The following is a 25,080-nucleotide window of genomic DNA, read 5'->3' on the forward strand; positions in this document are numbered from 1 at the left end:
GAGACGTTATGCAAGATAAGGCCGCATTTACGCCGCCCAATATGTGGCTGGCGGTGCTCGCGCTGTCGCTGGCCACGTTTATGCAGGTGCTGGACTCCACTATTGCCAACGTGGCGCTGCCGACGATTGCCGGCAACCTCGGGGTGAGCGCCGATCAGGGGACCTGGGTTATCACCTCCTTTGCGGTGTGTAACGCCATTGCGCTGCCGCTGACCGGCTGGTTTACCCGGCGCTTCGGCCAGCTAAAGCTGTTTATCGGCTCGGTGGTGCTGTTTACCCTGACGTCGTTCCTGTGCGGCTTTGCCCACAGCATGAGCGAGCTGATTATCTTTCGCGCCCTGCAGGGTTTTTTCGCCGGACCGATGTTCCCGATGTGCCAGACGCTGCTGCTGGTTATCTTCCCGTCGAGCAAGCGCAGCATGGCGCTCGCGCTGCTGTCGATGGTGACGGTGGTGGCGCCGATTGTCGGGCCTATAACCGGCGGCTGGATCACCGATAACTACTCCTGGCCGTGGATTTTCTACATCAACGTGCCGATCGGCATCTTCGCCGCGATCGTCGTCTGGACGCAGATGCGCGCGCGGGAAGAGACCACCACCCATGCGCCGATTGACTACATCGGCATTGCGCTGTTGGTGCTTGGCGTCGGGCTGCTGCAGGTGGTGCTGGACAAAGGCAACGATCTCGACTGGTTCGCCTCAATTCACATCGTTGTGATGTCGACGATTTCGGCGATTTCGCTGGTTGCGTTTGTCATCTGGGAGCTGGGCGAGCGCCATCCGATCGTCAACCTGCGCCTGTTTAAGGACCGTAACTTTGCTATCGGTACGCTTTCGCTGACCCTGGGCTATGCGGCGTTCTTTGCCATCAATATTATTTTGCCGCAGTGGCTGCAAACGCAGATGGGCTATACCGCCATTTGGGCCGGGCTTGCCGCCGCGCCGATGGGCGTGCTGCCGCTGGTGATGACGCCGGTTATTGGCCGCTACGCCAATAATTTCGACCTGCGTATTCTGGCTTCGCTCTCGTTCCTGACGATGGGGGCTTCCTGCCTTATTCGCGCGCAGTTCAACACCGACGTCGATTTTTGCACTATCGCCGAAGTGCAGCTGTTTATGGGGATTGGCGTCGCGTTTTTCTTTATGCCGATCACCACTATCGTGCTGTCGAACCTCAGCGGGGCGGAGGTGGCGGAAGGCTCCGGTCTGGCGACCTTCTTCCGCGTGCTGGGCGGCTCGTTTGCGTCTTCGCTGACCACCTGGATCTGGTCGCGGCGGGAGGTGTTCCACCATGCCAACCTGACCGAAAGCGTCTCTGCTTATAATCCGGCGGCGGTGGACTACGTGGAGAAGATGGGCGGAGCGACCCAGCAGCATATGGCGCTGATCGATAAAACCATTGAGCAGCAGGCCTATATGATGTCGACCATCGACTACTTCTGGGTTTTAGGCTGGGGCTTTATGGCGCTGATTGTGGTTATCTGGTTTGCCCGTCCGCCGTTCAGCCGCGCCGGAGCGCCGGGCGCGCCCTCGGCCGGTCACTAGCCGCGAGGTGATAAAAAACGTGCCCGAGCTGCGCCTGTCAATTCGATCGTTGCCTGCTTTTTCCTCGATCGTTGTTGCTCTCCGCAGTGATGGACATTTTGGGATGAAAAGGCGTGCAGCGGGGCCCTGGACCCCGCTGAAATCGGCGAACCGAAGGCCGGAAGACAAGGGCTGGCCGCCAGGGATGGCGGCAAGAGGCGAATCGAGACAGGAGCGAGCCCCGGAACGGGCGAGCAGGTCGAGTTGAGCCGACCGCAGGCTGCAGGCCGGGAGGTGAGCGCAGTGCGCAGCACCGATTTCCGTGCGGGACCGCGGGGATTGTTAAGGGGAAGATGGTTATCTTCCCCTTAACCCGGTCACTTCGCACTGAGGCCGCATGTTCTGCCTGACGTAGGGTGAACGGAATACCTCTTAGCTAAATGATACCACGCAGCGCCCGGCTTTAGCCGGCAACATTACCGCTGGGCACAGCCGTTACACTGCTGGTTCTGGATCTGCTGGAAGAAGTCGTTGCCTTTATCATCCACCAGAATAAACGCCGGGAAGTCTTCCACCTCGATTTTCCAGATAGCCTCCATTCCCAGCTCCGGATAAGCCACGCACTCAAGGCTCTTAATACTCTGCTGCGCCAGCACCGCCGCCGGCCCGCCGATGCTGCCGAGATAGAAGCCGCCGTGCTTATGGCAGGCATCGGTCACCTGCTGGCTGCGGTTGCCTTTCGCCAGCATCACCATGCTCGCGCCGTGGGACTGCAGCAGATCGACGTAGGAGTCCATCCTTCCGGCGGTGGTCGGCCCCAGCGAACCTGACGCATAACCCTCCGGCGTTTTCGCCGGACCGGCGTAGTAGATCGGGTGATCTTTCACATACTGCGGCAGCGCTTCACCGTTATCCAGCAGCTCCTTGAGCTTAGCGTGGGCGATATCGCGGGCGACGATAATCGTGCCGTTCAGCGTCAGGCGGGTTGAAACCGGATGGGCCGAAAGCTGCTTGAGGATATCGTTCATCGGCTGATTGAGGTCAATGCTGACGACCTGGCCTTCACCCTGTCGGCGCAGCGCTTCCGGGATGTACTGGCCGGGGTTGCTCTCCAGTTTCTCAATCCAGATCCCGTGACGGTTGATCTTCGCCTTGATGTTGCGGTCGGCGGAGCAGGAAACCCCCATCCCGACCGGGCAGGAGGCGCCGTGGCGCGGCAGGCGAATCACGCGGATGTCGTGGGCAAAGTACTTGCCGCCAAACTGCGCACCGAAGCCGAGATCCTGCGCGGCCAGCAGCAGCTCCTGCTCCAGCTGCACGTCGCGGAACGCCTGGCCGTGCTCGTTGCCTTCGGTTGGCAGGTCGTCGTAATAGTGGGTGGAGGCCAGCTTAACGGTTTTCAGCGTCGATTCCGCAGAGGTCCCGCCGATAACAAAAGCAATGTGGTACGGCGGGCAGGCGGCGGTGCCGAGGGTACGCATCTTCTCGACGAGGTAGTTTTTCAGCTTCGCCGGGGTAATCAGCGCCTTGGTTTCCTGATAGAGATAGGTTTTGTTGGCCGAACCGCCGCCTTTTGCCATGCACAAGAATTTGTATTCGTCGCCGTCAACGCTGTACAGATCGATCTGCGCCGGCAGGTTGGTGCCGGTGTTGACCTCTTTATACATATCCAGCGCGGCGTTTTGCGAATAGCGCAGGTTATCTTCGGTATAGGTGTTGTAGACGCCGCGCGCCAGCGCCGCTTCGTCGCCGCCGCCGGTCCACACCCGCTGGCCTTTCTTGCCCATGATGATGGCGGTGCCGGTGTCCTGACAGGTGGGCAGAATGCCCTTGGCGGCAATCTCTGAGTTACGCAGGAACTGCAGGGCGACGTACTTGTCGTTTTCGCTGGCCTCGGGATCGAGCAGAATGGCCGCTACCTGCTGCTGGTGGGAAACGCGCAGCATAAAGGCCGCGTCGTGAAATGCCTGCTGGGCCAGCAGGGTGAGCGCTTCAGGCGCAACCTTGAGAATTTCCTCGCCCTCGAACCCGGCGACGCTGACGTGCTCTTTGCTCAGCAGATAGTATTCAGTCTTATCTTTCGCCAGCGGAAAAGCTTCCTGATAAACAAACGGTTTAGTCGACATTGTTTAAGCTCCCTAAGAGTAAAACCGCCGGGAGTGACCCCGACGGTTGTGAATCAGAACATCATGGACATCCACGGATAACCAATCAGCAGCAGGGCGGCCAGGAAGATGGCGCCGAAGATGGTGCCGAGGCGCCAGTAGTCTTTGGTCGGCAGATAGCCGCTGCCGTAGTAGATCGGGCTGGGGCCGGTACCGTACGGGGTGATGATCCCCATAATGCCCAGCGAAGTGACCATCAGCAGTACGAATACCTGCATATTCATACCCGGAATGGTGGAGGCGATGGTCAGCATGGCCGGCAGCAGCGCGGTGGTATGGGCGGTGGTGCTGGCAAACAGGTAGTGCAGCAGGTAGAACGCCAGCAGCAGCAAGATGGTGGCGACTCCCGGAGAGATACCGCTCATCAGCGCGCCGCCTTCTTTACCCAGCCAGGCGATAAAGCCGGTGGAGGAGAGGCCATCCGCCAGCGCCACCAGGGTGGCGAACCAGACGAAGGTATTCCACGCCGCTTTATTATTGGTGATATCGCTCCATGACAGAACGCCGGTCCACAGCATCAGGACGATGACCAGCAGCGCCGCCAGCGCCGGTTCAATCCACTCGGCGGCGAAGATCCACATCGTCAGCGCGAAGCAGACGAACACCAGCAGCAGAATTTCATTACGCGACAGCCGACCCAGTTTTTCCAGCTCACGCGCGGCCCACAGCGGCACCTCATCATTCACCTTCACCTCCGGCGGATAGAACCAGTAGGCCAGCAGCGGCATCACCAGAATCAGCAGCACGCCCACCGGCAGGAAGGCGATAAACCAGGTGCCCCAGGAGATATTGATACCGACAATACTTTTCACCAGCGCGAGGGCCAGCAGGTTAGGCGCCAGCGCCGAGAGGAACATCGAGCTGGTAATACAGGCGGCGGTAATAGCCACCCACATCAGATAGGAACCGATCCGCCGGGCGCTAGGGTCGTTAGGCTTAGAGCCATACAGCGGCGGCAGGTTGGCGATAATCGGGTAAATCGTCCCGCCGCTACGGGCGGTATTCGACGGAGTGAAGGGGGCCAGCAGCAGGTCGGCAAAGGTGATGGCGTAGCCCAACGTCAGGCTGCGGCGGCCGAGGTATTTTACCAGAATCAGCGCCAGACGGCGTCCAAACTGGGTTTTGTCGTAGCCAGCGGCAAACATAAAGGCGCCGAAAATCAGCCACACGGTAGAGTTACCAAAGCCGCTTACCGCCCACTTAAACGAGGCGCCGGCAAGCTTGAATTTGGGGTCCGCCAGCTGCGCCGGATCGAATAGCAGCCACTGGCTGCACAGGGCGATAACCACCACCCCGGTGATCCCGATCACCGCCCCGGGAAGGGGTTCGAAAATCAGACCGACGATCACGCCGACGAAAATGGCAAAGTAGTGCCAGGCATATGGCGGCAGGCCATCAGGCACCGGGATGAAAAGTAGCAGTACGGCCACGATAATGGGCAGCGCCATCATCAGCAGACGACTTTTATCAACAGCCTTAGGACTGGCTGCACCGGCAGGCGGCGTGGTTGTCTTTTTCTCTTTCATAATGAGTATCTGCAAGTAGTTAAAAATAAGGTTTAGTCATCGGTGACTTCTGATTTCTTTAATTTCAAAACTTTCTTTAGTTATTAATCATTGGCTTTTATTATCACCGCGACGGTTATTTAACGCATTTTTTAGGGCGCTAAATTAAATCTGTTGGTTATTTATATATTGCTCTTTGATGTCGAATTGCAATTGATTGAGATCAATAAATCCAGGGGTGTGGCGTTTTTTTTACTTCGCGCAATAACCCTGCGGGAGAGGGTGGTTATTTGTGCGAAATATCGCTAAATGTTAAAAATAAGTCGGTTTTTAGAGTCTTGATGAAACGGGATTATCTTTTAACGTGTTGATTTTTATTGGTTGAAATATTTACGATCATTTTATTGCTTATTAACAAAAGTATCTTATTTGTTATCGATATTATGCTTTGTGTAAACGTTGTATTTTAAAAAAATAATACGATGGAGGTAGTGATGTTATTGTTGGTATTAAATAGTTTTTTAACTAACGTAAGTGATTTGGTAACTAAAAAATTCGCTATATTATTAGCATGACAACAGGAATTAAAAGCACAACTAAAAATAAATTCCTTACCGAATTCTGAATTTCAATATTTAAAATCTGGAGTATTACTATGACCAGTAATCAACGTATTTTTCAGCCCTTTACCTTACCAAACGGAACTGAGCTAAAAAACCGCCTGTTTATGGCACCGATGACCACCTGCACCGGCTATTTTGACGGCTCCGTCACCAGCGAGCTGGTGGAGTACTACCGCGCCCGAGCGGGCAGCATCGGTACCATTATCGTCGAGTGCTGCTTTATCGATGACTATGGCCTGGCTTTCCCTGGCGCCATAGGCATCGACAATGATGACAAAATTGCCGGCCTGGCCAAAATTGCCGAAGCCATCCAGGCGGAAGGGTCGAAAGCCGTTTTGCAGATCTATCACGGCGGCCGCATGGTCGACCCGCAGCTTATCGGCGGCCGACAGCCGGTAGCGCCGAGCGCGCTGGCCGCTCCGCGCGACGGCGCCGCGATGCCGCGCGCGCTAAGCGCTGAGGAAGTAGAGGAGACGATCGCGAAATTTGGTGACGGCGTCCGCCGCGCGATTCAGGCCGGTTTTGACGGGGTCGAAATTCACGGCGCCAATACCTATCTTATCCAGCAGTTCTATTCCCCGAACTCTAACCAGCGTGACGACTGCTGGGGCGGCAGCCGCGATAATCGCGCCAGATTCCCGCTGGCGGTGCTGGATATCACCCATAAAATGGTCAGCCAGTACGCGGACGACGCTTTTATTATCGGCTACCGTTTCTCGCCGGAAGAGCTGGAAGAGCCGGGCATCCGCTTTGACGACACCCTCTACCTGCTGGAAAAACTGGCGGCGCGGGGCCTCGACTATCTGCACTTCTCGGTAGGCGCCTCGCTGCGCCCCTCCATCGTCGATACCTGCGATCCGACGCCGCTGATTGAAAAATACTGCGCGCTGCGCTCCGCTAACCTCGCGCAGGTTCCGGTGATGGGCGTTGGCGGGATCGTTAACGCCGCAGATGCCGAGCAGGGGCTGGATCGCGGCTACGATCTGATCGCCGTTGGGCGGGCCTGCATTGCCTATCCTGACTGGACCGACCGCGTTGCCGATGGCGAAAATCTGGAGCTGTTTATCGACAGCACCCGGCGTGAAGCCCTGCATATTCCGGAGCCGCTGTGGCGCTTCTCGCTGGTGGAAGCGATGATCCGCGATATGAGCATGGGCGATGCGAAGTTTAAGCCCGGCGTCTTTGTTGAAACCGTACAGGACGAGGCCAGCGAGCTGGTTATCCACGTCAGCCTTGAGAGCGATCGCATTGCCGACGTGGAGCTGGCCTCCAGCGCGGTACAGACCGTGGAGTTCACCACCAGCTTTGAAGAGATCCGCGAGCGCATTTTGACCGCCAATACTCCGCACGTTGACGCCATATCCGGCGCCACCAGCCAAAGCGAGGCGGTGAAAAAAGCGGTATCCAAAGCGATGCTGAAATCCAGCAAAGCGCTGGCGATTGAAGAGGGCGGCGACGATCGCGCGGTGAAAAGCTACGACGTGGTGGTGGTGGGCAGCGGCGGTGCGGGTCTGGCGGCGGCGATTCAGGCCCATGATGAAGGCGCCAGCGTGCTGCTCGTTGAAAAAATGCCGACTATCGGCGGCAATACCATTAAAGCCTCCGCCGGGATGAACGCCGCGGAAACGCGCTTCCAGCGGGTAAAAGGGATCGTGGACAGCAAAGAACTGTTCTATCAGGAAAGCCTGAAGGGTGGGCATAACAAAAACAACCCTGAGCTGCTGCGCCGCTTTGTCGAAAACGCCCCGGAGGCGATTGAGTGGCTGGCCCGCCGCGGGATCATGCTTAACGATATCACCACCACCGGCGGGATGAGCATTGATCGTACCCACCGTCCGCGCGACGGGTCGGCGGTCGGCGGCTATCTGATTAGCGGCCTGGTGCGCAATATCAGCAAACGCGGGATTGACGTGATGCTGGACACCTCGGTCAAAGAGATCCTGATGGCAAACGACGAAGTGAGCGGCGTACGTCTGCTCAACGATGAGCAGGAGCGCTTCGACGTGCAGACGAAGAGCATCGTGGTCGCCACCGGCGGCTTCAGCGCCAACAGCGCGATGGTGGTGAAGTACCGTCCGGATCTCGCCGGTTTTGTCACCACCAACCATAAAGGGGCGACCGGCGGCGGCATCGCGCTGCTGGAACGCATCGGCGCCGGCACCGTGGATATGGGCGAAATCCAGATCCACCCGACCGTTGAACAGAAGACTTCATACCTGATTTCGGAGTCGATTCGCGGCGGCGGAGCCATTCTGGTGAGCCAGCAGGGGCGGCGCTTCTTTAACGAAATGGCGACCCGCGATAAAGTATCGGCGGCGATTATCGCGCTGCCGGAGCAGTACGCCTGGATCGTCTTTGACGAGCATGTGCGGGCAAAAAACAAAGCGGCAGATGAATATATCGCCAAAGGCCTGGCCACCAGCGCCAGCTCCCCGCGCGAACTGGCGGAGACGCTGGGGATGGATTACCATGCCTTCCTTGCCACCCTCGAACGCTACAACGGCTTTGTTGAAAACCAGCGTGACGATGATTTTGGCCGGACCACCGCGCTGCGGGCGCCGATTAACGAAGGGCCGTTCCATGCGATCCGCATCGCCCCGGGCGTTCACCACACTATGGGCGGGGTGACGATTAATACCGCGACCGCAGTGTTAAATACCGCTCAGCAGCCGATTCCCGGCGCCTATGCCGCCGGGGAAGTGGTCGGCGGCATCCACGGCGGCAACCGTATCGGCGGCAATGCGGTGGCGGATATCATTATCTTTGGCACCCTGGCGGGCCATGAGGCGGCAAAACGCGCCAGAGGATAACCCTTCGCGATATACCCCGGCCGCAAGCCGGGGTCATCCACAGGAGCTGCAACCATGTCTGACGATAGTCGCGTTTATAGCTACTCCGCCGTTTTAATGGGTTCGCCCATTTTGCTTAAACTGTTCCGTCACGATGACGCGCTCGCCTCCCGCACCTTCCAGCTGATTAAACGCTACGAAGATCTGCTTACCGTAAACCGCGCGCGCTCGCAGGTGATGGATATTAACCATGCCGCCGGTCGCCATGCGGTGGCCGTCAGCCGTCCGGTGTATCAGCTGATCAAATGCGCAAAAGCCGCCAGCATGGTGCGGGATAGCGCGTTCAACCTGGCGATTGGCCCGCTGGTAAAGCTCTGGCGCATCGGCTTTCAGGGGCGCAGCGTTCCGGCGGCGGCAGAGATTGCCGCCCGCCTGCCGCTGATCCGGCCGCAGGATGTGATCCTTGATGAGGCGGCGGGCAGCGTGTTTCTTGCTCAGCCGGGTATGGAGATCGACCTTGGCGCCATTGCCAAAGGCTACATTGCCGATCGGGTGCGCGATGACCTGCGGCGGCAGGGCGTCGACGCGGCGCTGATTAATCTCGGGGGAAACGTGCATACCCTCGGGGAGTGGTCCATTGGTCTGAAAAAACCGTTTGCCGCCGCCGACGAGCTGGTCGGCACGATTGCGGTTACCGGCCAGTCGGTGGTGACCTCCGGCGTCTATGAGCGCTATTTTGAGCAGGACGGCAGGCGCTGGCACCATATTCTCGACCCGCGCAGCGGCTATCCGTTGGATAACGAGCTGGAGAGCGTGACCATCATTTCTGATGACTCTCTCGACGGTGATATCTGGACCACCCTGATCTACGGCCTGGGCGTTGAGAAAGGGCGCGCAGCGCTGCGTCAACGTGAGGATATTGAAGCGATTTTTGTGACTAAAAATCGCGAAGTGATCCTCTCATCGCAGCGCCGCTTTCGTTTTCAGCTGCTGGATAGCGGCTATCGGCTTACTGACTGTACTGCTTGAGCAGGCTGTACTGCTCCGCCACCAGCCGATAGCGATAGACCGGCCGGCCGGTGGCGCCGTAGTGAATGCTGGTGTAGAGGATATTAATCTGCGCCAGCCAAATCAGATATTTGCGGCAGGAGACGCGGGAAATGTTCACCGCGACCGCCAGCTCGTCGGTGGAGAACTCGGTCGCCGGGTGCGCATCGATCCACTGGCAGAGCGTGCGCAGCGTTTGCGAGGTGAGCCCCTTCGGCAGCTTACGCGCGTCGGTTGCTTCCGGCGCGTCGCCGTGCAGCAGGCGGTCAACGTCCGCCTGCTCATAATAAGTCTGTCCGGTCATCAGCTTTCTTTTCTCGCGCCAGGCGGTTAACGCCTCCTCAAAACGCGGGAACTGGAAGGGCTTAATCAGATAATCGACAACGCCGTAGTGCATCGACGTTTGTACGGTGGCGGCATCGGCGGCGGAGGTGATCATAATCACGTCGATGGCGCGGCCGGAGGCGCGGATGGTCGGCAGCAGATCCAGCCCGCTATCGTGCTGCATATAGACGTCGAGCAGTACCAGATCGATCTCCAGCTCGTCGTCGTTAATCATCTCCCGGGCCTTATTCAGCGTAGATGCGGTGCCGCAGCAGCTGAAGCCGGAAATCCGCGCCACGTACAGGCGGTTCAGTTCGGCTACCATGGCATCGTCATCAACAATTAATACATTTATCACGCACTGTTCCTTTTACTATCCCAGGGTAGGTGGACAAAAAATTGGGTAAATACGCCGGGTTCGGACTCGACGGCAAGCGTCCCGCCCAGTTCGCGCAGCTGCTGGCTGGCAAGAAACAGGCCAACGCCGCGATTCTCGCCTTTGGTGGAGAAGCCTTTATTAAAGATCGCATCGATATTCGCCTCCGGGATCCCCGGGCCGTCGTCGCTCACTTCGCCGCTTAGCCAGCCATTTTGATAGTGTAACAGCAGGCTGACTTCACCCTCGTGCTGCTCGTGCATGGCGTCGAGCGCATTCTCAATCAAATTGCCCAGTACGGTGACCAGGACGGTAATCTGCTTTTCGTTGGGGCAGTCGGGGACGAGGCTCTCCTCCGCGAGGTTAAGGCTAAACCCACGCTCTTTCGCACGCTGGATTTTACCAATCAAAAAGCCGGCTACCACCGGCGATTTTATGCGGTGCTGGATTTCGCCGATGTCGGCCTGATAGGTATGGGCGGTTTGTAGCACGTACTCCTCAAGCTTGTCATAGCTTTTCATATTCAGCAGGCCGAGGATGACGTGCAGCTTATTCATAAACTCGTGGGAAGTGGTACGCAGCGCATCCACATAGTTGACCATGCCGTCGAGTCGCTGCAGCAGCTGGCTGACCTCGGTCTTGTCGCGGAAGGTGCTGATGGCGCCGACGGTGGCGTTCTGGCTGCGCACCGGTACGGTATTGCTGATAAGCAGCAGACCGTTGCAGCCGAGCTCGCGGTCGTAAATTGGCGTCCCGGTGCGCAGGACCTCCTGTAAATCGGCGAGCAGCGGCGTATGGCCGAGGGTTTTATCGGGGCCGCTGAACAAAATTTCGCGCGCGGCCGGATTGATAAGGGTCACTTGCCCTTCGGTATCGACCGCCACCACGCCCTCTTTTAACGAGTGCAGCATCGCCTGGCGCTGCTGGTACTGGGTGGAGATCTCCTGCGGCTCCAGGCCGAGCAGCACGCGCTTGAGGCCGCGAACCAGGCTCCAGGTTCCGAGACCGCAGACCAGGGCGCTGAATAGCACGGTAAAGAGGACGTCCCAGCGGCTGTTGGCGATCTGGGTATCCACCTTGCTAAGCGAAATACCGATTGCCACGACGCCAATTTGCCGGTGGTTAGCGTCAAAGACCGGCGTAAAGGCGCGCAGGGCCGGGGCCAGCACGCCGTGGTTGACGGCAACGTTCTCCTTTCCCTGCAGCGTGGGGTTAATGTCATCGCCAATAAACCGCTTGCCGATAATCTGGCTGTTGGGGTGCGAGTAGCGAATACCCTGCATATCGGTGACCACCGCAAACAGCAGATCGTTGCGCCGGACGATCGCCTGCGCCAGCGGCTGAATAATATCGCTGTCCGCCGGCTGGGTCAGGCCGCGCTTCATTTCCGGCATATCGGCAAGCGTCCGCGCCACCGCCAGGGCGGTGTCTTTCAGCCCGTCGCGGGTGGTATCACTGATTTGGATAAACCACAGCGCGTAGACAAGCAGCAGTACCGAACCCAGCACGCTGCCAATCATCAGCGTCACGGCGGTACTCAGCTTCATGCTCTTACGGCGTTTGCGCGCGGGCGGTTCCTGCTCCGCTAACTCATTCATAACAACCCCAGGGTAAACAGCGAAGGCCTATTATCGCTGATGGTGTGAATTTCTTAAAGGCATGTAAAAAAGCAATAAACGATTCGCCGGGAACCGGGAAGCGTGACCCCACTCGCAGGAGACGGCGGTAAATATCCCTATAGTGAATGCGGAGTTATTTAAATGGAGGTTTTTATGAGCAGTAAGCCAACCGCTTCAATGACGGAACGACGCCACCCTGATACCCGCCGCATCGATAGTCTCACCACCTACGACATGCTGACGATGCTGCACGCAGACGGTCGGCAGATTGCCAACGCCATCGACGCCTGCCTGCCGGAAATGACCCGCCTGGTCGATAACGCCGCGGCGACCCTTAGCCGAGGAGGGCGGCTGGTGATTGTCGGCGCCGGCGCATCCGGACGCGCGGCCCTGCAGGCCGTCAACGAGTTTGCGCCTGAGGAGAAACATTCGCTGGTGGGGCTCATCGCCGGTGGGCCAGCGGCGGCGCTGCAGGAGATGGAAACGGCCGCCAACGACTACGATCTTGGCGCTTGCGAGCTGCAGGCGCTGCGCTTTAGCAATAACGATATGCTGCTGGCGCTGACGGTCAGCGGCAAAACGCCGTGGGTATGGGGAGCGATGCGCCACGCCTGGTCGCTCGGCGCGCCGGTCGCGGTGCTGACCCAGCAGGCGGATAGCGAAGCGGCGCAGCTGGCGGACATTATCGTTGCGCCGCAAACCGGTCCGGAAGCGGTCGCGGGGTTTGGTAACCCGAAAGCCCAGCTGGCGCAGCGGCAGCTCCTCAGCATGCTGACCACCGGGCTGGCCATTCGCGGCGGCAGGGTCTTCAGCAACCTGCGCGTCGATCTGCAGGCCACCAGCCCGCGCTGGGCTGAACGCCAAATCGCCATCGTAATGGAGGCCGCCGGCTGTTCGCGCAGTGAGGCGAAAGCCGCGCTTGCCGGCTGCAATCAGCACTGCCGGACGGCGATTTTGATGCTGCTTAGCGGGCTTGACGCATGGCGGGCGCGCGAGCTGCTGATGGAAAATAACGATCATCTGCGCATTGCGTTACAGGATAAAACGCATCAGCTGGCAGGGTCGCAGAGTTAATTCCCGGCGGCGCGCCATATTCCCGCGCGCCGCTGCTTTTACCTTATGTAACTAAAGAAACCGGCGGGGAGCGCCGTCAGCCCTTTAATTATCGCTATACGTTGACGCATTTTAATTTTATTAATCACTTTTCACTTTTTTAAGTTAAAAAAGTAAATTCAAATAATTGATTAACTGTGCGGAAAATGTAAATGATATTTTAAAATATAATGAAAGTGCGTTAACATGTTGGCACTTATTTCATTATGCTATGCGATAATTCTATTATGCCTGCAATAAAAAACTCGATCTTATCCGTGACCGCATTGGCGCTGTTCGTCAGTACGGCAACCTACGCAAATACCGACGCCGCAAAGAAAACCGATTTTCTGCTGATTGGCGGCGGGATCATGAGCGCCTCGCTCGGCACCTGGCTGCAGGAATTACAGCCGGACTGGAAGCAGGTGATGGTAGAGAAGCTTGACGGCGTTGCGCTGGAGTCCTCTAACGGCTGGAACAATGCCGGTACGGGCCACTCGGCAAACATGGAGCTGAACTACACGCCAGAGCGTGCGGACGGCTCTATTGACGTCAGTAAGGCGCTGGATATCAACGAGCAGTTTATGATTTCCCGTCAGTTCTGGACGGCGCAGGTAAAGCGCGGCATTTTGCATGACCCGCACTCATTTATTAATTCCACCCCGCATATGAGCTTTGTCTGGGGCGATAACATTGATTATCTGCAAAAACGTTATACCGCTCTGCAGCAAACCACACTATTCCAGGGGATGAAATTCTCCACCGACCATGCGCAAATTAAACAGTGGGCGCCGCTGGTGATGGAAGGGCGCGATCCGCAGCAAAAAGTGGCGGCCACCTGGACCCCGGTCGGGACCGACGTCAACTACGGCGAAATAACCCGTCAGCTGATCGGCAGCCTGAAGAAAAATAATAACTTCTCGCTGCAAACCTCCTCTGAGGTAACCGCATTTAAGCGTAATGCCGATAATTCGTGGCACGTGACGATTAAAAACGTCAATAGCGGCGACGAGCAGACGATTGACGCGAAATATGTCTTTATCGGCGCCGGCGGCGGCGCGCTGAAATTACTGCAAAAGACCGGTATTCCGGAAGCCGACAACTATGCGGGCTTCCCGGTGGGCGGCTCCTTCCTGATGACCGAAAACCCGGCGGTGACTAAAGAGCATCTGCAAAAAGTCTACGGCCAGGCTTCGGTCGGCGCGCCGCCGATGTCGGTTCCGCATCTTGACGCCCGCTTCCTTGACGGCAAGCGCGTGGTGCTGTTCGGGCCGTTCGCGACCTTCTCGACGAAGTTCCTCAAAAATGGTTCTATCTTCGACCTGCTGAGCACTACCACCACCGATAACGTTCTGCCGATGACCCACGTCGGTCTCGACAACTTCGATCTGGTCAAATACCTGGTGAGCCAGGTGATGCTCAGCGACGATGACCGCTTTGCGGCGCTGAAAGAGTACTATCCGGACGCGCGTAAAGAGGACTGGAAGCTGATTCAGGCCGGCCAGCGCGTGCAGATCATTAAAAGAGACGCCGATAAGGGCGGAGTGCTGAAGCTGGGGACCGAAGTGGTGGTCGACGAGCAGAAAACCATCTCCGCGCTGCTTGGGGCCTCTCCGGGCGCCTCTACCGCCGCGCCGATTACCCTGAACGTACTGAAGCAGATGTTCCCGCAGCAGTTCAGCTCCGCGGAGTGGCAGAGCCGCATCCACGCGATCGTTCCGAGCTATGGCCAGAAGCTGAACGATAGCCCGGCGCTGACCCAGCAGGTGTGGGACGACACCGCCGCGACGCTGCAGCTGACCAAACCGCCGGTGATTAATATGAGCGGCACGAAGCCTGCCGCCGCGCCGTCCGCGGAACTCAAGCCTGCGGACTCTCCGCAGCACGATATGGCGCTGTAGTCGCCGTATTAACCCCGCCCGCGTGCGTAATGCCGGTCAGCTCAGCAGCTGACCGGCATTTTTTTTGCCTATCCGCTATTGCGCTGCTCCCTGATGCCCGACAGCACCGGCTGGTTCCTTGCGTTGCGTTAAAACATTTACCGGCGTTACGGTTATACTGGCTTGAATTCACACAAGAAATAACGAGCCGCGGCGGAAAGAGGGAGTGCAGCGCCATGAAAGACGACATTAACCAGGATATTACCTTCCGTAAGCTGGCGGTATTTATGATGTTTATGACCAAAGGCAATATCGCCAGAACCGCCGAAGCGATGCAGCTCAGCGGCGTCAGCGTCCACCGGGCCCTGCATACCCTGGAAGAGGGGGTGGGCTGCCCGCTGTTTGTCCATAAGGGACGCAACCTGCTGCCGCTGCCGGCGGCCTGGACGCTGCTGGAGTATTGTCAGGACGTCACCACCCTGATGGCGCGCGGGCTGGAGGCGACGCGAAAGGTCGCCGGCGTCGGCCAGGGGCGACTGCGGATCGGCACGCTCTATTCGCTCACGCTGGAGACCGTCCCGCGGATCATCATGGGGATGAAGCTGCGGCGGCCGGAGCTGGAGCTGGATCTGACGATGGGCTCCAACCAGATGCTGCTGGATATGCTGGAAGACGACGCCCTGGACGCGATCCTGATCGCCACCAACGCAGGGGAGTTCAGCAACTCGGCGTTTGACGTGGTGCCGCTGTTTGAAGACGACATTTTTCTCGCCGCTCCGGCGGCTGAACAGCTGGATACGACAAAACCCGCCGACCTTCGCGACTACGCCGACCGTAAATTCGTTTCGCTGGCGGAAGGCTTCGCGACCTACGCGGGCTTCCGAGAAGCTTTTCAGGTGGCCGACTTCGAGCCTGAAATTGTCACCAGGGTCAACGATATCTTTTCGATGATCAGCCTGGTGCAGGCCGGGGTCGGCTTCGCGCTGCTGCCCGGCCGGATGAAAAAGGTCTACGAAAACGACGTGCAGCTGTTAAAGCTGGCGGAGCCGTATCAGATGCGTCAGCTGATTTCGATCGTCTATTCCCACCATCGCGAACGCGATGCGGACCTGCTGGCGCTGGCGGCAGAAGGGCGGATGTACGCCCGCAGCCTTAACGGCTGAGGCGCTTCGCCAGATGCTGTGCTACTTCAACACTGTTACGCTCCATGCAGATGGCATCGCCCTGCCAGCCTGCGAGGTGCGTCAACCCGGTCAGCACGCTACCGGGCGGCATCTCAATCGCCAGCCGCGCATCGCGCTGATTGGCGGAAACCATTGCGTCCTGCCACTGTACCGTCCGCGCCATGTTGAAGGCTAAATCTTCGGCGATTTTCTGCGCTTCCCACAGCACACGACCGGTCGATCCGCTAAGGTAGGCTAGCAAAGGACGTGACAATGTCACTGATTCAAACGCCTGAGCTAATTCTGCCGCCGGTTTATCCAGCAAAGCACAGTGCGACGGCACGCTTACCGCAAGCCGGGCAGCCTTGTTGGCTCCGGCAGCCAGCGCTTTTCTCGCGACCTCCGCCATATCCTCATCCCGGCCGGCAATCACTATCTGCGTTTCGGCATTAAGGTTGGCGATGTAAGTGCCGCTACCTGTCATCAGCTTTTCAACCTGATTCAGCGTGAGGCCGACAATCGCCGTCAGGCCGTAGCCGTGGGGATACGCCTGCTCCATTAAATCGCCGCGCAGGGCCACCAGCCGCAGCGCGTCGCGAAAATCCAGCGCGCCAGCCACCACCGCCGCAGGGTAAGCGCCAATCGACAGGCCGCTGACGATATCGGGCGTCACGCCGTTACGCATCAGTTCACGTGCCCACGCCACGCCCGCAATAAGCAGGCAAAGCTGCACCGCGCGGGTGTGCTTCAGCGCATCGGGCGCGTCGAGCGTATTGGCTTCGTCGCCAAGCACCGCGCGGACTTCAGTAAGAACGGCATCGCCGTCGGGCAGGTTTTGCAGCATTCCCGGGCGCTGGGTGCCCTGGCCGGGAAAGGTAAAGAGGATTTTCATCATGACTCCCTGTGCCACGGCGTCGCGGTGAGCTGCGGCCCGGTGGCGGTTTTCAGCAGAACGCGTCCTTCGCGCAGCCATTCGTTGAGCGCAAACGCGCCAAAGGGCGTTTCAATCTGGGTGTCGGCGCGGCACGGCAGCTTTTCCACCTGCGCCTGCCACTGCCGCAGTTCGTCATCGGTCAGCGGTTCAGGGGCGCGAATCAGTAGATCGAGATCGCTGTCGGCGTGCAGGACGGGAATTTCGGTGGCGAGGGCGTAGGCCGTGCTGCCGGTAATGCCCCAGATCCACGGCCACGCAAAGGTGGTCAGCAAAATAGCCGCCTGAACGGGCGGCTGGGAAACAAACGGCGAGTGCAGCAGGCGCTGGCGCTCGACCAGCGCTTCCGGCGTGATAATGCGGGAAACGGCCTCGGCCTTAACCCATCCGGCGGCGCGCTGTTCGCGCTTTATGCCGCGCACGCCTACCGGAATATCGCCATTGTCATTCACGTCACGCCGCACGACCACGGGCAGACCCGGCTGCCACTGGCTGGCTACCCACGCCTCCTCAACGTTGAGCAGGGCGTCGCGGCTTTTCAGCCACAGTAAATCGTGAGGGCGCGAAGTGAATGTCATATCAGATACCTGAAGTTAAGGTGATGAACAGCGGCAGCGACAGGATACACAGAACCGAGCTTAACAACAGCACCGCTTCCGCATCCGGCGACTGCACGCCAAAGCGGTTGCCGAACACCACGCCGAAGAAACCGGCAGACAGCGCAATCATCAGGATAGCGGTGATCGCCACGGAGCCGTGCAGGCCGAAAGCCAGAACGATAGCCCAGGCGATAAACGGCTGGATCAGCAGTTTGGCAATGGTCGCAATGCTTACCATCGCGTTCAGCTGCAGCTTACGCGCGGAGAGGATCACCCCGGTCAGGAACAGCGCCGCCGCGGTGGCTGAAAGACCGAGCGGTTTGATTGCCGCCAGCAGCAGCTCCGGCATTTTGATGCCGATAGCGGAGAGCACCACGCCGAGCAGCGGACCCCAGACAATAGGTTTTTTCACCGAACGCCACATCAGAACCGGCAGCATCGCCAGCGTTGAACCGCTGTTTTCACCGGCGGCGCGCGCTTTTTCACGCTCCAGAATCAGCAGACAGAACGGCGTCATCAGCACCGAACCGCAGGCGATGGAGACGGCGACGGAGAGAGACGTCGCGGAGCTTTCACCCAGTACGCTACCGAGAATCGGCAGGCCTAGCGCGGCATAGTTCGGCAGCGCCACGGTGAGGGTCAGCACGGCGGCATCCTGCGGGGACTTTTTAAACACGCTGGTGGCGAGGAAGTAGATCGCCGCGTAGGTGATCCACATCGCGCCCGTCAGCACTACAATCAGCGGCGACTGGGCAACAATACCGGCCCACGGCGTCTGCACGGTGGCGCTAAACAGCGCGGCGGGCAGGGCAAAGTCCATCACAAAAATATTAAGCAAAGAGACGTTTTTGTTATCAACCATTTTGGCTTTGCCGGCCCAGAAGCCCAGCAGCATGATGAGAAAAATCGGCGCAAGGGCATGAACAATTACATAAGTCATAGATCACCTGTAGTAAGAAAAAGAAATACGCGTCATCCTTCAAGCTGCCTCTGCGTTGGCTGCCTTCCTTATTCGGCTCATCCGTGAGCCTCACCCTTATCAGGGCCGCTGCGAGCAGCGTTCAAATCTGTTCCTGACAGATTTGTCCCCCCAGTCACTTACTTAAGTAAGCTCCTGGGAATTCACTCAGTTGCCGCCTTGATCCAACTTGAATGATTTAGCGTATTGGGCTAATTGCGATGTTTTTATTTTTCTAAAAGCAGCGATCCGTGGGCGCTATGCTGCGCCCGACGGTTGCCGCTTTCGGCAGGTCTTTTTTTACGTACTTCTGATGTTGCCCGTTACCAGCTGGCGCGCATCCGTTCGCGTACCAGGGCAGAGCTGCGGCGATTCTCCGCGCCGAGACGGTTTTTCAGGCTTGGGTCTTTACGTGCATCCGAGATGGCCTTCTGCACGGTGAGTTCCACCAGCGCCAGATCGGCATCGGACGGCGCGTCCGGGTTGCTGAGGTTCAGCAGGTCGGAGAGCAGGCCGAGGGTGGCGTAGTTGCTGACGTCATAGGCCATTGGCGGAATGGTCGCCGCCAGTTTTTCCAGCGCATCGACGGTACGCAGAGTGATACGGGCGGCGGACTCTTTGCCCATCGCGTGCACCAGCACGCCTTTATCGTTGATGGCAATCAGTCGGTTGGCCTGATAACCGTGGGCGAGAAACGCCCCGGACATCGCCTTGCCGACGATCAGCCCGATTACCGGATGGCCCGCCAGGCGCGCTTTCGCGTAAGCCCCTGCGGCTCCGGCCAGCGCCTGGTGAATGCCGAACGCTTCTTCCCGACGACCATAGGCCTGGCTTGGGACGTCGATGACCGCCACAATCGGGCGCTTTACGTCGCTGTTCGCGTCGGCATCGATGGTTTCATTCACCACTTTTGCCAGCGTCCAGCCTTCCAGCAGGCCCACTTCGCCTTTAGCGGCGCGCGGGTAGTGGTTATTGGCATCCGCCACCACGGCGATGAAGCGCACGCTCTCGCCGTTCAGTTCACCGTCGGCGACCTGTACTGAAGGACACAGGCCGTTCATGCGCGGCGCATTTGGCGCCAGTTTTTCCAGCCACAGGGCTCCACGGCTATTGGACTGAGTCATCATTTCACCTCCCCGGCGAAAAGCCGTTTAATCTGCGCGGTATCGGCCTGCTGACGAGTGTCAAAGTTGCTCAGACGGGTCAGGAAGTCGGCATATTTGTCGCTGCGATGCTGGGCCGGAACGCCTTTGGCGATGGCGTCGTTCATGGCGGTTTTTACGGCGTTGACGCCGTCGTTGACCAGCGCATCAACCAGGCCGCTCTCATAGCGGATCTCGCCGCCGGTCATGCTCCAGATAAACGGCCGGTTACGCGAGTCGTACTCTTCAATTCCCGCCTCCTGCTCGATGACCTGCGGGCCGTTGAGCCCAAGGCGCGCTTCGCGGGTGACGATCAGGTAGCTGCAAAGGGCAGCGGCAATCGACATCCCGCCAAAGCAGCCCACGGTGCCGGAGACAATGCCGACCACCGGGGTATAGCGACGCAGGTCGACAATCGCGGCGTGGATGTCGGCAATCGCCGCCAGGCCGAGGTTGGCTTCCTGCAGGCGCACGCCGCCGGTTTCCAGGCACAGCACCGCCTGGGTCGGGATGCCGTTGCGGTTATCTTCTGCCGCCAGCTCCAGCGCGGCGGCCATTTTGGCGCCGGAGACTTCGCCCATGCTGCCGCCCTGGAAGGTGCCTTCGATGGCGATGACCACCGCCGGCTGACCGTTAATGGTGCCTTTCGCCACCACCATGCCGTCATCGGACTGCGGGACGATGCCCTGGGCGCCTAGCCACGGCGACATGATTCCTTCGAACGGGTCCAGCAGCTCGCGGTAGCTGCCGTCATCCAGCAGCGTGCGGGCGCGTTCACGGGCGCGGAGTTCGATAAAGCTGCGATCGTTACGCATGGGCGGCCTCCTCAAAAACCTGTTCGATGCGAATACGTGCGACGCCCGGCGTGGCGCCAAAATCATGAATGAACAGCCGTCCGGCGGGCAGGCCGTTGATTAGATTGAGCCGCTCAAACAGCGCGGTCCAGCGCGCCTGGCTGTTGTCCACCGAGGTGGTGATATCAACCTCAAGCGTGGCGTTTTGCCCGGCGGTATAGAGCACTTCCATATCGCCGGAGCCTACTACGCCTGCCAGGGCTTTGCCGCTGAGGGCGCGGTTGGCAGGGAATGACAAATTAATCTGTTCCATAACATCCTCTGAATGCGTTAGCCGGCAACCCGGTCGAGAAACAGGGTGGCGGCAAGAAGATCGGCGGCGCCGCCCGGCGAGGCGTTTTGCGCCAGCATCTGCGCGTCAAGCTGCGCCAGCGCCCGGCGTCCGCACGCCGTGGCGCAACCGCCGGCGGCCAGCACCCGGCGGGCGCCGTGCTGCATGGCCTCAAGGCCGGACATACCGGCGCGGGAAAGCACGCAGGTGTCGCTCAGCGAGGTCATGATCGCCATCAGCGCGTCGAGGCGGGCCTCGTCTTCGCTGGCGCCCTCGGTCCGGCTGCGCCGCAGCTGCGGTAGCGCAAGGGTGGTGATATGCGGAAACGCGCGCTGCGCCTCTTCGCGAGCGCCCGGCACCTGCCAGCGGCGGCTGGCGCGCAGGCCTTTACTGAAGGTTTTGGGCGCCGCGGCGTCCGGCAGGGCGGCGAGAAGCGCGGCGGTCTCCGCTATCGACCGTGAATGACCCGTCCCGCCCAGCATCGCCGCGGCGCTAACCAGCAGGCCTAGCGCCCAAATTGCTCCGCGATGGGTATTCACCCCATCGGTAGCCAGCATCATCTGCCGCTCGCCTTCCCGGCCCAGGCGGCCGATGGTTTCGCGCAGCGCAATATCCGCCGGCCGCTGCCAGCTCTGCTCGGCGAGCACCTGAAAGGTGGGGAGCAGGCTGCGGGCCGAACGCTCCATCAGCGCAAGGCTTAAATCGAGATGCGCGCCGTTACCGCGGCTGTCGACCAGCCCCGGTTTGGGGCTGAGCCGCGCTTCGTCAATCAGGCACTCGCTGGCGGTGCGGGCAAGCCAGCCGGTTTGCGCTTCAGCGCGCCGGGGGGAGAGTCGTTTCATTACCAGCTCCGGAATTTTGCCGGTGGGTTATAGAGTCCGTCGGACCACTCCACCAGATCGGCTACGCTGCCGGCGGCCAGCAGAGAGCGGGTCGCATCGCTACGGCGGATGCCGATATCTTCCGGATAAACCACCTTGCCGCTCTGGCGCAGCGCGGCAACGCGCTTAGCGTCGACGCCAAGGCCGATATCGGTGATCCCGGCCACCGCGGCGACCATCGCCCGGCGCTCTTCCAGGCTTTCAGCGCGGTAGAGGTAGGCGATCCCTTCTTCGGTGAGCACGTGGGTGACGTCATCGCCGTAGATCATCACCGGCGCGAGCGGCATGCCGGAGGCTTTCGCCACCTCGATCGCATCGAGTTTTTCGACGAAGGTGGGCTTCACGCCGGCCTGGAAGGTTTCGACCATCTGCACTACCAGCTTTTTACCGCGCTGCATCGGGTCGGGCTCGGTTATCATGTTCAGCCAGGCCGGAGTCGCGTGGCGGCGGCCGTGCGGATCGTGGCCCATGTTGGGCGCGCCGCCGAAGCCTGACAGCCGGCCGCGGGTCACCGTGGACGAGTTTGCCAGGCCGTCAACCTGCAGGGTCGAGCCGATAAACATATCGACCGCATATTGCCCCGCCAGCTGGCAGAAGGCGCGGTTCGAGCGCATTGAACCGTCGACGCCGGTGAAGAACACGTCCGGACGCGCGCGAATGTACTCCTCCATCCCCAGCTCGCCGCCGAAGCAGTGCACGCTTTCCACCCAACCGCTTTCAATGGCGGGAATAAGCGTCGGGTGCGGGTTTAGCGTCCAGTGTTTACAAATTTTGCCCTTCAGGCCGAGCTGCTCGCCGTAGGTGGGCAGCAGCAGCTCGATGGCGGCGGTGTTAAAACCGATACCGTGGTTAAGAGACTGCACCTGATGCTCGGCGTAGATGCCTTTAATCGCCATCATCGCCATCAGGATATGCTCCTGCTTGATCAGCCGCGGGTCGCGGGTAAACAGCGGCTCAATAAAGAACGGCTTATCGGCGACCACCACGTAATCGATCCACGAACCCGGAATATCAACGCGGGGCAGGTCGCACTCGTCGTCGACAAGCTCATTAACCTGGGCAATAACGATACCGTCGTGGAAGGCCGCAGCCTCAACCAGCGCCGGGGTATCTTCGGTACTCGGTCCGGTATAGAGGTTGCCTTTGCGATCCGCTTTGTAGCCGGCAATCAGCGCGACGTTCGGCGAAAGATCGACGTACAGGCGGGAGTAGAGCTCGATATAGGTGTGAATCGCGCCGATTTCCAGCAGGCCGTCCTCCAGCAGCTGCGAAATACGCAGGCTCTGGGTGCCGGAAAAGGAGAAGTCGAGCTTGCGGGCGATACCCTTTTCAAAGAGGTCCAGATGTTCGCTGCGTCCGACGCTCGGCATGATCATATGCAGATCGTGGACTTTTTGCGGGTTCACTTCCGCCAGCATGCGGGAGAGGAAGTCAGCCTGCTTTTGGTTGTTGCCTTCCAGCACCACGCGATCGCCGGGGGCGAGCAGATGTTCCAGCGCGTCCACCAGCTGTGCGGTGGGGATAACCTTACCGGAGACGTTGGCGGCGGTCAGTCGCCGCTGCTTTTCCGTACGGCGGCGGTTCCAGACCCGTCCCGTCGTTTGTTCGGCATTCATTATTAACCTCCTGATTCGACAAATCGTTTTGACTGTCATGGTGTGGAAGTTAGTGTGCGACGCGAGGCGCAGGGCATCAATTAAGCCCGCGGGCAGATTGTTAGCTTCAGAGTAATGAATGACGGACGTGAGATGTGACGAGGATCAATAATGCCAAAGGAGTAGTGGTCTACGGGCCGGTTAGCCCGTAGTGGGGAGTCGGGAGCTAATCCTTGCTGAGGTCGCTAAGCAGGAAGGCGATGCTCTGTCCGCTCTCGCTCTGTTCAAGGGCAATTTTAACGATGATGGTCAGCGGCACCGAAAGTAGCATCCCCACCGGTCCCAGCAGCCAGCCCCAAAAAATCAGCGACAGGAACACCACCAGCGTCGAGAGCCCGAGCCCGCGCCCCATAATCCGCGGTTCGAGGATATTGCCGAACAGCAGATTGATCACCAGATAGCCCGCGAGCACGATCAGCGCGTCATACAGGCCGCCGAATACCAGCACCTGCAAAATAGGCGGAATGGCCGCCAGCACCGAGCCGATATTGGGAATATAGTTGAGTGCGAAAGCCAGCAGCCCCCACATAAAGGCAAAGCGCACGTCCAGCAGTACCAGCATGCCCCAGACCACCAGCCCGGTAACCAGGCTAATGGCGGTTTTTAGCACCAGGTAGTGCGAGACGCTGTCGAGCGCGCGCTGGATTGCGCCCATGCCCTCAACCGGGCGGGTCATCAGCTGCTGCAGCTTGGCCGGCAGCTGCGGAACCTCCAGCAGCATAAATACCACCGTCAGCAGCAGCAGGAAGATCGAGGACATGGCGTTCGAGAGCTGGGTAAGCAGGCCGGTCACCATCGTCATGACCGCGTTGGGGTCTATATATTTGTTCAGCTCGACGACGGAAACGGTAAAGCCGAATCTCTGCAGCCACGGGGTGATGGTCTGCACCGGCTCTGATAACGACGCGCGATACTGCGGCAGGGTGCGCGCCAGCTCGTTCAGGGAGGTGCCCAGCGAGGCCAGCAGAACCACCGCCAGCATAACGATGGCGCTGATCAGTAGCGAGATCGCCAGCACGCGCGGCACCCGACAGCGCACCAGCAGCTGCACCAGAGGGTTAAGGACCACCGCGAGAAACAGCGCCAGAACAAAAGGTACGATGATATCCGCGGCGAAGCGGATGCCGGTAAGGATGATGACCAGCATGCCCAGCATGATGACAATCTTTAATCCGTTAAGAGTGATGATGGGTTTGGCCATACGAATCCCTGAAAATAGAGCCTGGTTTTCCTCACAGTGTAGACGCAGATGCGGATAAAAAATCACGACTTTTTTGCGTGCAGACCGTGGAGTAATTGTTCGCCATGCTTCTGTCGGTGGCGATAAAATCATCACGCGACCCAATTAAAATAATGACGCGTAATCATAATGGCGATCGGCATCAGAAAAAGCTAATCCAAATCAAATAGTCGAAGTAAAGAAATGCAAAGGCTTTGAGTATAATGTAGCATTATGCTACAAATTAACTGTGTATAACTACCGAGGACAATTTTCATCCGCAATGACGAGAAGCAATACCGCGGATAATTGTAATTTTATGGACAATCAGTTCAGTATGTATATTTCTAATCACCCTGCATTTTCCCGCACAAACTCCCGCTTTGTTGGCGAACAGCACTGGCGCTCGGCGCTTTAGACCCTCTCTCTCTGCCTGAGCTGGCGCAGCATGCGCACGGCTAAAT

19 protein-coding genes are annotated in these 25,080 nt (G+C 58.9%); 6 read left to right on the forward strand and 13 right to left on the reverse strand.

Annotated elements, in window-relative coordinates; all coding sequences use genetic code 11:
- The first annotated feature begins 8 nt into the window (after positions 1-8).
- A complete protein-coding gene (locus tag GO007_RS20565; protein WP_095103205.1) occupies positions 9-1,544 on the forward strand; it encodes a DHA2 family efflux MFS transporter permease subunit in 1,536 nt (511 codons plus the stop codon).
- A 455-nt stretch (positions 1,545-1,999) separates the two neighbouring features.
- On the opposite strand, the gene fumA is transcribed toward GO007_RS20565, so the two are convergent.
- Both fumA and GO007_RS20575 read right to left on the reverse strand, forming a co-directional pair.
- The gene (gene fumA, locus GO007_RS20570; protein WP_095103206.1) at positions 2,000-3,649 is read right to left on the reverse strand and encodes a class I fumarate hydratase FumA; all 1,650 of its coding nucleotides are present in this window, start codon (positions 3,647-3,649) and stop codon (positions 2,000-2,002) included.
- Between the two features lie 53 nt (positions 3,650-3,702).
- Positions 3,703-5,214, reverse strand: coding sequence for an anion permease (locus tag GO007_RS20575; RefSeq protein WP_095103208.1), 1,512 nt, complete (start codon positions 5,212-5,214; stop codon positions 3,703-3,705).
- Positions 5,215-5,848: 634 nt separating this feature from the next.
- Here GO007_RS20575 and GO007_RS20580 point away from each other — a divergent pair.
- Together GO007_RS20580 and GO007_RS20585 are read left to right on the forward strand one after the other, a co-directional pair.
- Positions 5,849-8,626: a flavocytochrome c gene (locus GO007_RS20580; RefSeq protein ID WP_095103210.1), complete on the forward strand. Its 2,778-nt coding sequence runs from the start codon at positions 5,849-5,851 to the stop codon at positions 8,624-8,626.
- A 54-nt stretch (positions 8,627-8,680) separates the two neighbouring features.
- Complete coding sequence (locus GO007_RS20585) at positions 8,681-9,634, forward strand: FAD:protein FMN transferase (protein WP_095103212.1); 954 nt, start codon at positions 8,681-8,683, stop codon at positions 9,632-9,634.
- Here the strand turns inward: GO007_RS20585 and dcuR are convergent.
- The gene (gene dcuR / locus GO007_RS20590) at positions 9,615-10,334 is read right to left on the reverse strand and encodes a two-component system response regulator DcuR (RefSeq protein WP_095103214.1); all 720 of its coding nucleotides are present in this window, start codon (positions 10,332-10,334) and stop codon (positions 9,615-9,617) included. The two genes, GO007_RS20585 and dcuR, sit on opposite strands and share 20 nt — an antisense overlap.
- Positions 10,331-11,950 (reverse strand): sensor histidine kinase, encoded by a 1,620-nt coding sequence (locus tag GO007_RS20595; protein WP_095103216.1) that lies wholly within the window; start codon positions 11,948-11,950, stop codon positions 10,331-10,333. Before GO007_RS20595 ends, dcuR begins: the two co-directional genes overlap by 4 nt.
- A 174-nt stretch (positions 11,951-12,124) precedes the next feature.
- Here GO007_RS20595 and GO007_RS20600 point away from each other — a divergent pair, with 174 nt between their 5' ends.
- The 3 genes from GO007_RS20600 to GO007_RS20610 all read left to right on the forward strand — a co-directional run bounded on the left by GO007_RS20600 (position 12,125) and on the right by GO007_RS20610 (position 16,106).
- Entirely contained in the window at positions 12,125-13,045 is a 921-nt protein-coding gene (locus GO007_RS20600) for an N-acetylmuramic acid 6-phosphate etherase (protein WP_095103571.1), read from the forward strand.
- A gap of 266 nt (positions 13,046-13,311) precedes the next feature.
- Entirely contained in the window at positions 13,312-14,964 is a 1,653-nt protein-coding gene (gene mqo / locus GO007_RS20605; protein WP_095103573.1) for a malate dehydrogenase (quinone), read from the forward strand.
- 215 nt (positions 14,965-15,179) lie between these two features.
- A complete protein-coding gene (locus GO007_RS20610; RefSeq protein ID WP_095103218.1) occupies positions 15,180-16,106 on the forward strand; it encodes a LysR family transcriptional regulator in 927 nt (308 codons plus the stop codon).
- On the opposite strand, the gene mdcH is transcribed toward GO007_RS20610, so the two are convergent.
- From mdcH to GO007_RS20655, 9 genes are all read right to left on the reverse strand, one after another.
- Entirely contained in the window at positions 16,096-16,998 is a 903-nt protein-coding gene (gene mdcH / locus GO007_RS20615) for a malonate decarboxylase subunit epsilon (RefSeq protein ID WP_095103220.1), read from the reverse strand. The genes GO007_RS20610 and mdcH overlap by 11 nt on opposite strands.
- Entirely contained in the window at positions 16,998-17,615 is a 618-nt protein-coding gene (locus GO007_RS20620) for a malonate decarboxylase holo-ACP synthase (protein ID WP_095103222.1), read from the reverse strand. The genes mdcH and GO007_RS20620 overlap by 1 nt, the downstream gene beginning before the upstream one ends.
- Before the next feature lies 1 nt (position 17,616).
- Positions 17,617-18,576, reverse strand: a complete 960-nt coding sequence (locus GO007_RS20625; protein WP_095103224.1) for an AEC family transporter — start codon at positions 18,574-18,576, stop codon at positions 17,617-17,619.
- Positions 18,577-18,917: 341 nt separating this feature from the next.
- The gene (gene mdcE, locus GO007_RS20630; RefSeq protein ID WP_095103575.1) at positions 18,918-19,718 is read right to left on the reverse strand and encodes a biotin-independent malonate decarboxylase subunit gamma; all 801 of its coding nucleotides are present in this window, start codon (positions 19,716-19,718) and stop codon (positions 18,918-18,920) included.
- A complete protein-coding gene (locus tag GO007_RS20635) occupies positions 19,718-20,551 on the reverse strand; it encodes a biotin-independent malonate decarboxylase subunit beta (protein ID WP_095103226.1) in 834 nt (277 codons plus the stop codon). The genes mdcE and GO007_RS20635 overlap by 1 nt, the downstream gene beginning before the upstream one ends.
- Positions 20,544-20,843 (reverse strand): malonate decarboxylase acyl carrier protein, encoded by a 300-nt coding sequence (gene mdcC, locus GO007_RS20640; RefSeq protein WP_095103229.1) that lies wholly within the window; start codon positions 20,841-20,843, stop codon positions 20,544-20,546. Before mdcC ends, GO007_RS20635 begins: the two co-directional genes overlap by 8 nt.
- A 17-nt stretch (positions 20,844-20,860) precedes the next feature.
- On the reverse strand, positions 20,861-21,703 hold the full coding sequence (locus GO007_RS20645; protein WP_095103231.1) for a triphosphoribosyl-dephospho-CoA synthase: 843 nt from the start codon (positions 21,701-21,703) through the stop codon (positions 20,861-20,863).
- Positions 21,703-23,358, reverse strand: a complete 1,656-nt coding sequence (gene mdcA, locus GO007_RS20650) for a malonate decarboxylase subunit alpha (protein ID WP_095103233.1) — start codon at positions 23,356-23,358, stop codon at positions 21,703-21,705. The genes GO007_RS20645 and mdcA overlap by 1 nt, the downstream gene beginning before the upstream one ends.
- A gap of 205 nt (positions 23,359-23,563) precedes the next feature.
- Positions 23,564-24,598: an AI-2E family transporter gene (locus GO007_RS20655; protein ID WP_095103235.1), complete on the reverse strand. Its 1,035-nt coding sequence runs from the start codon at positions 24,596-24,598 to the stop codon at positions 23,564-23,566.
- Positions 24,599-25,080: the final 482 nt, after the last annotated feature.

This window comes from Klebsiella sp. 10-1 (assembly GCF_009758445.1).
Classification (GTDB): Bacteria; Pseudomonadota; Gammaproteobacteria; order Enterobacterales; family Enterobacteriaceae; genus Klebsiella; species Klebsiella scottii.

What these genes read in the sequence shown, in the direction of transcription:
- mqo (WP_095103573.1), top strand. Translation starts at nt 13,312, where the DNA reads ATGCCTGCAATAAAAAACTCGATCTTATCCGTGACCGCATTGGCGCTG.
- GO007_RS20600 (WP_095103571.1), top strand. Translation starts at nt 12,125, where the DNA reads ATGAGCAGTAAGCCAACCGCTTCAATGACGGAACGACGCCACCCTGAT.
- GO007_RS20585 (WP_095103212.1), top strand. Translation starts at nt 8,681, where the DNA reads ATGTCTGACGATAGTCGCGTTTATAGCTACTCCGCCGTTTTAATGGGT.
- mdcA (WP_095103233.1), bottom strand. Translation starts at nt 23,358, where the DNA reads ATGAATGCCGAACAAACGACGGGACGGGTCTGGAACCGCCGCCGTACG.
- GO007_RS20580 (WP_095103210.1), top strand. Translation starts at nt 5,849, where the DNA reads ATGACCAGTAATCAACGTATTTTTCAGCCCTTTACCTTACCAAACGGA.
- GO007_RS20595 (WP_095103216.1), bottom strand. Translation starts at nt 11,950, where the DNA reads ATGAATGAGTTAGCGGAGCAGGAACCGCCCGCGCGCAAACGCCGTAAG.
- GO007_RS20655 (WP_095103235.1), bottom strand. Translation starts at nt 24,598, where the DNA reads ATGGCCAAACCCATCATCACTCTTAACGGATTAAAGATTGTCATCATG.
- mdcH (WP_095103220.1), bottom strand. Translation starts at nt 16,998, where the DNA reads ATGAAAATCCTCTTTACCTTTCCCGGCCAGGGCACCCAGCGCCCGGGA.
- GO007_RS20620 (WP_095103222.1), bottom strand. Translation starts at nt 17,615, where the DNA reads ATGACATTCACTTCGCGCCCTCACGATTTACTGTGGCTGAAAAGCCGC.
- GO007_RS20635 (WP_095103226.1), bottom strand. Translation starts at nt 20,551, where the DNA reads ATGCGTAACGATCGCAGCTTTATCGAACTCCGCGCCCGTGAACGCGCC.
- GO007_RS20625 (WP_095103224.1), bottom strand. Translation starts at nt 18,576, where the DNA reads ATGACTTATGTAATTGTTCATGCCCTTGCGCCGATTTTTCTCATCATG.
- GO007_RS20575 (WP_095103208.1), bottom strand. Translation starts at nt 5,214, where the DNA reads ATGAAAGAGAAAAAGACAACCACGCCGCCTGCCGGTGCAGCCAGTCCT.
- GO007_RS20565 (WP_095103205.1), top strand. Translation starts at nt 9, where the DNA reads ATGCAAGATAAGGCCGCATTTACGCCGCCCAATATGTGGCTGGCGGTG.
- mdcC (WP_095103229.1), bottom strand. Translation starts at nt 20,843, where the DNA reads ATGGAACAGATTAATTTGTCATTCCCTGCCAACCGCGCCCTCAGCGGC.
- mdcE (WP_095103575.1), bottom strand. Translation starts at nt 19,718, where the DNA reads ATGACTCAGTCCAATAGCCGTGGAGCCCTGTGGCTGGAAAAACTGGCG.
- GO007_RS20645 (WP_095103231.1), bottom strand. Translation starts at nt 21,703, where the DNA reads ATGAAACGACTCTCCCCCCGGCGCGCTGAAGCGCAAACCGGCTGGCTT.
- fumA (WP_095103206.1), bottom strand. Translation starts at nt 3,649, where the DNA reads ATGTCGACTAAACCGTTTGTTTATCAGGAAGCTTTTCCGCTGGCGAAA.
- GO007_RS20610 (WP_095103218.1), top strand. Translation starts at nt 15,180, where the DNA reads ATGAAAGACGACATTAACCAGGATATTACCTTCCGTAAGCTGGCGGTA.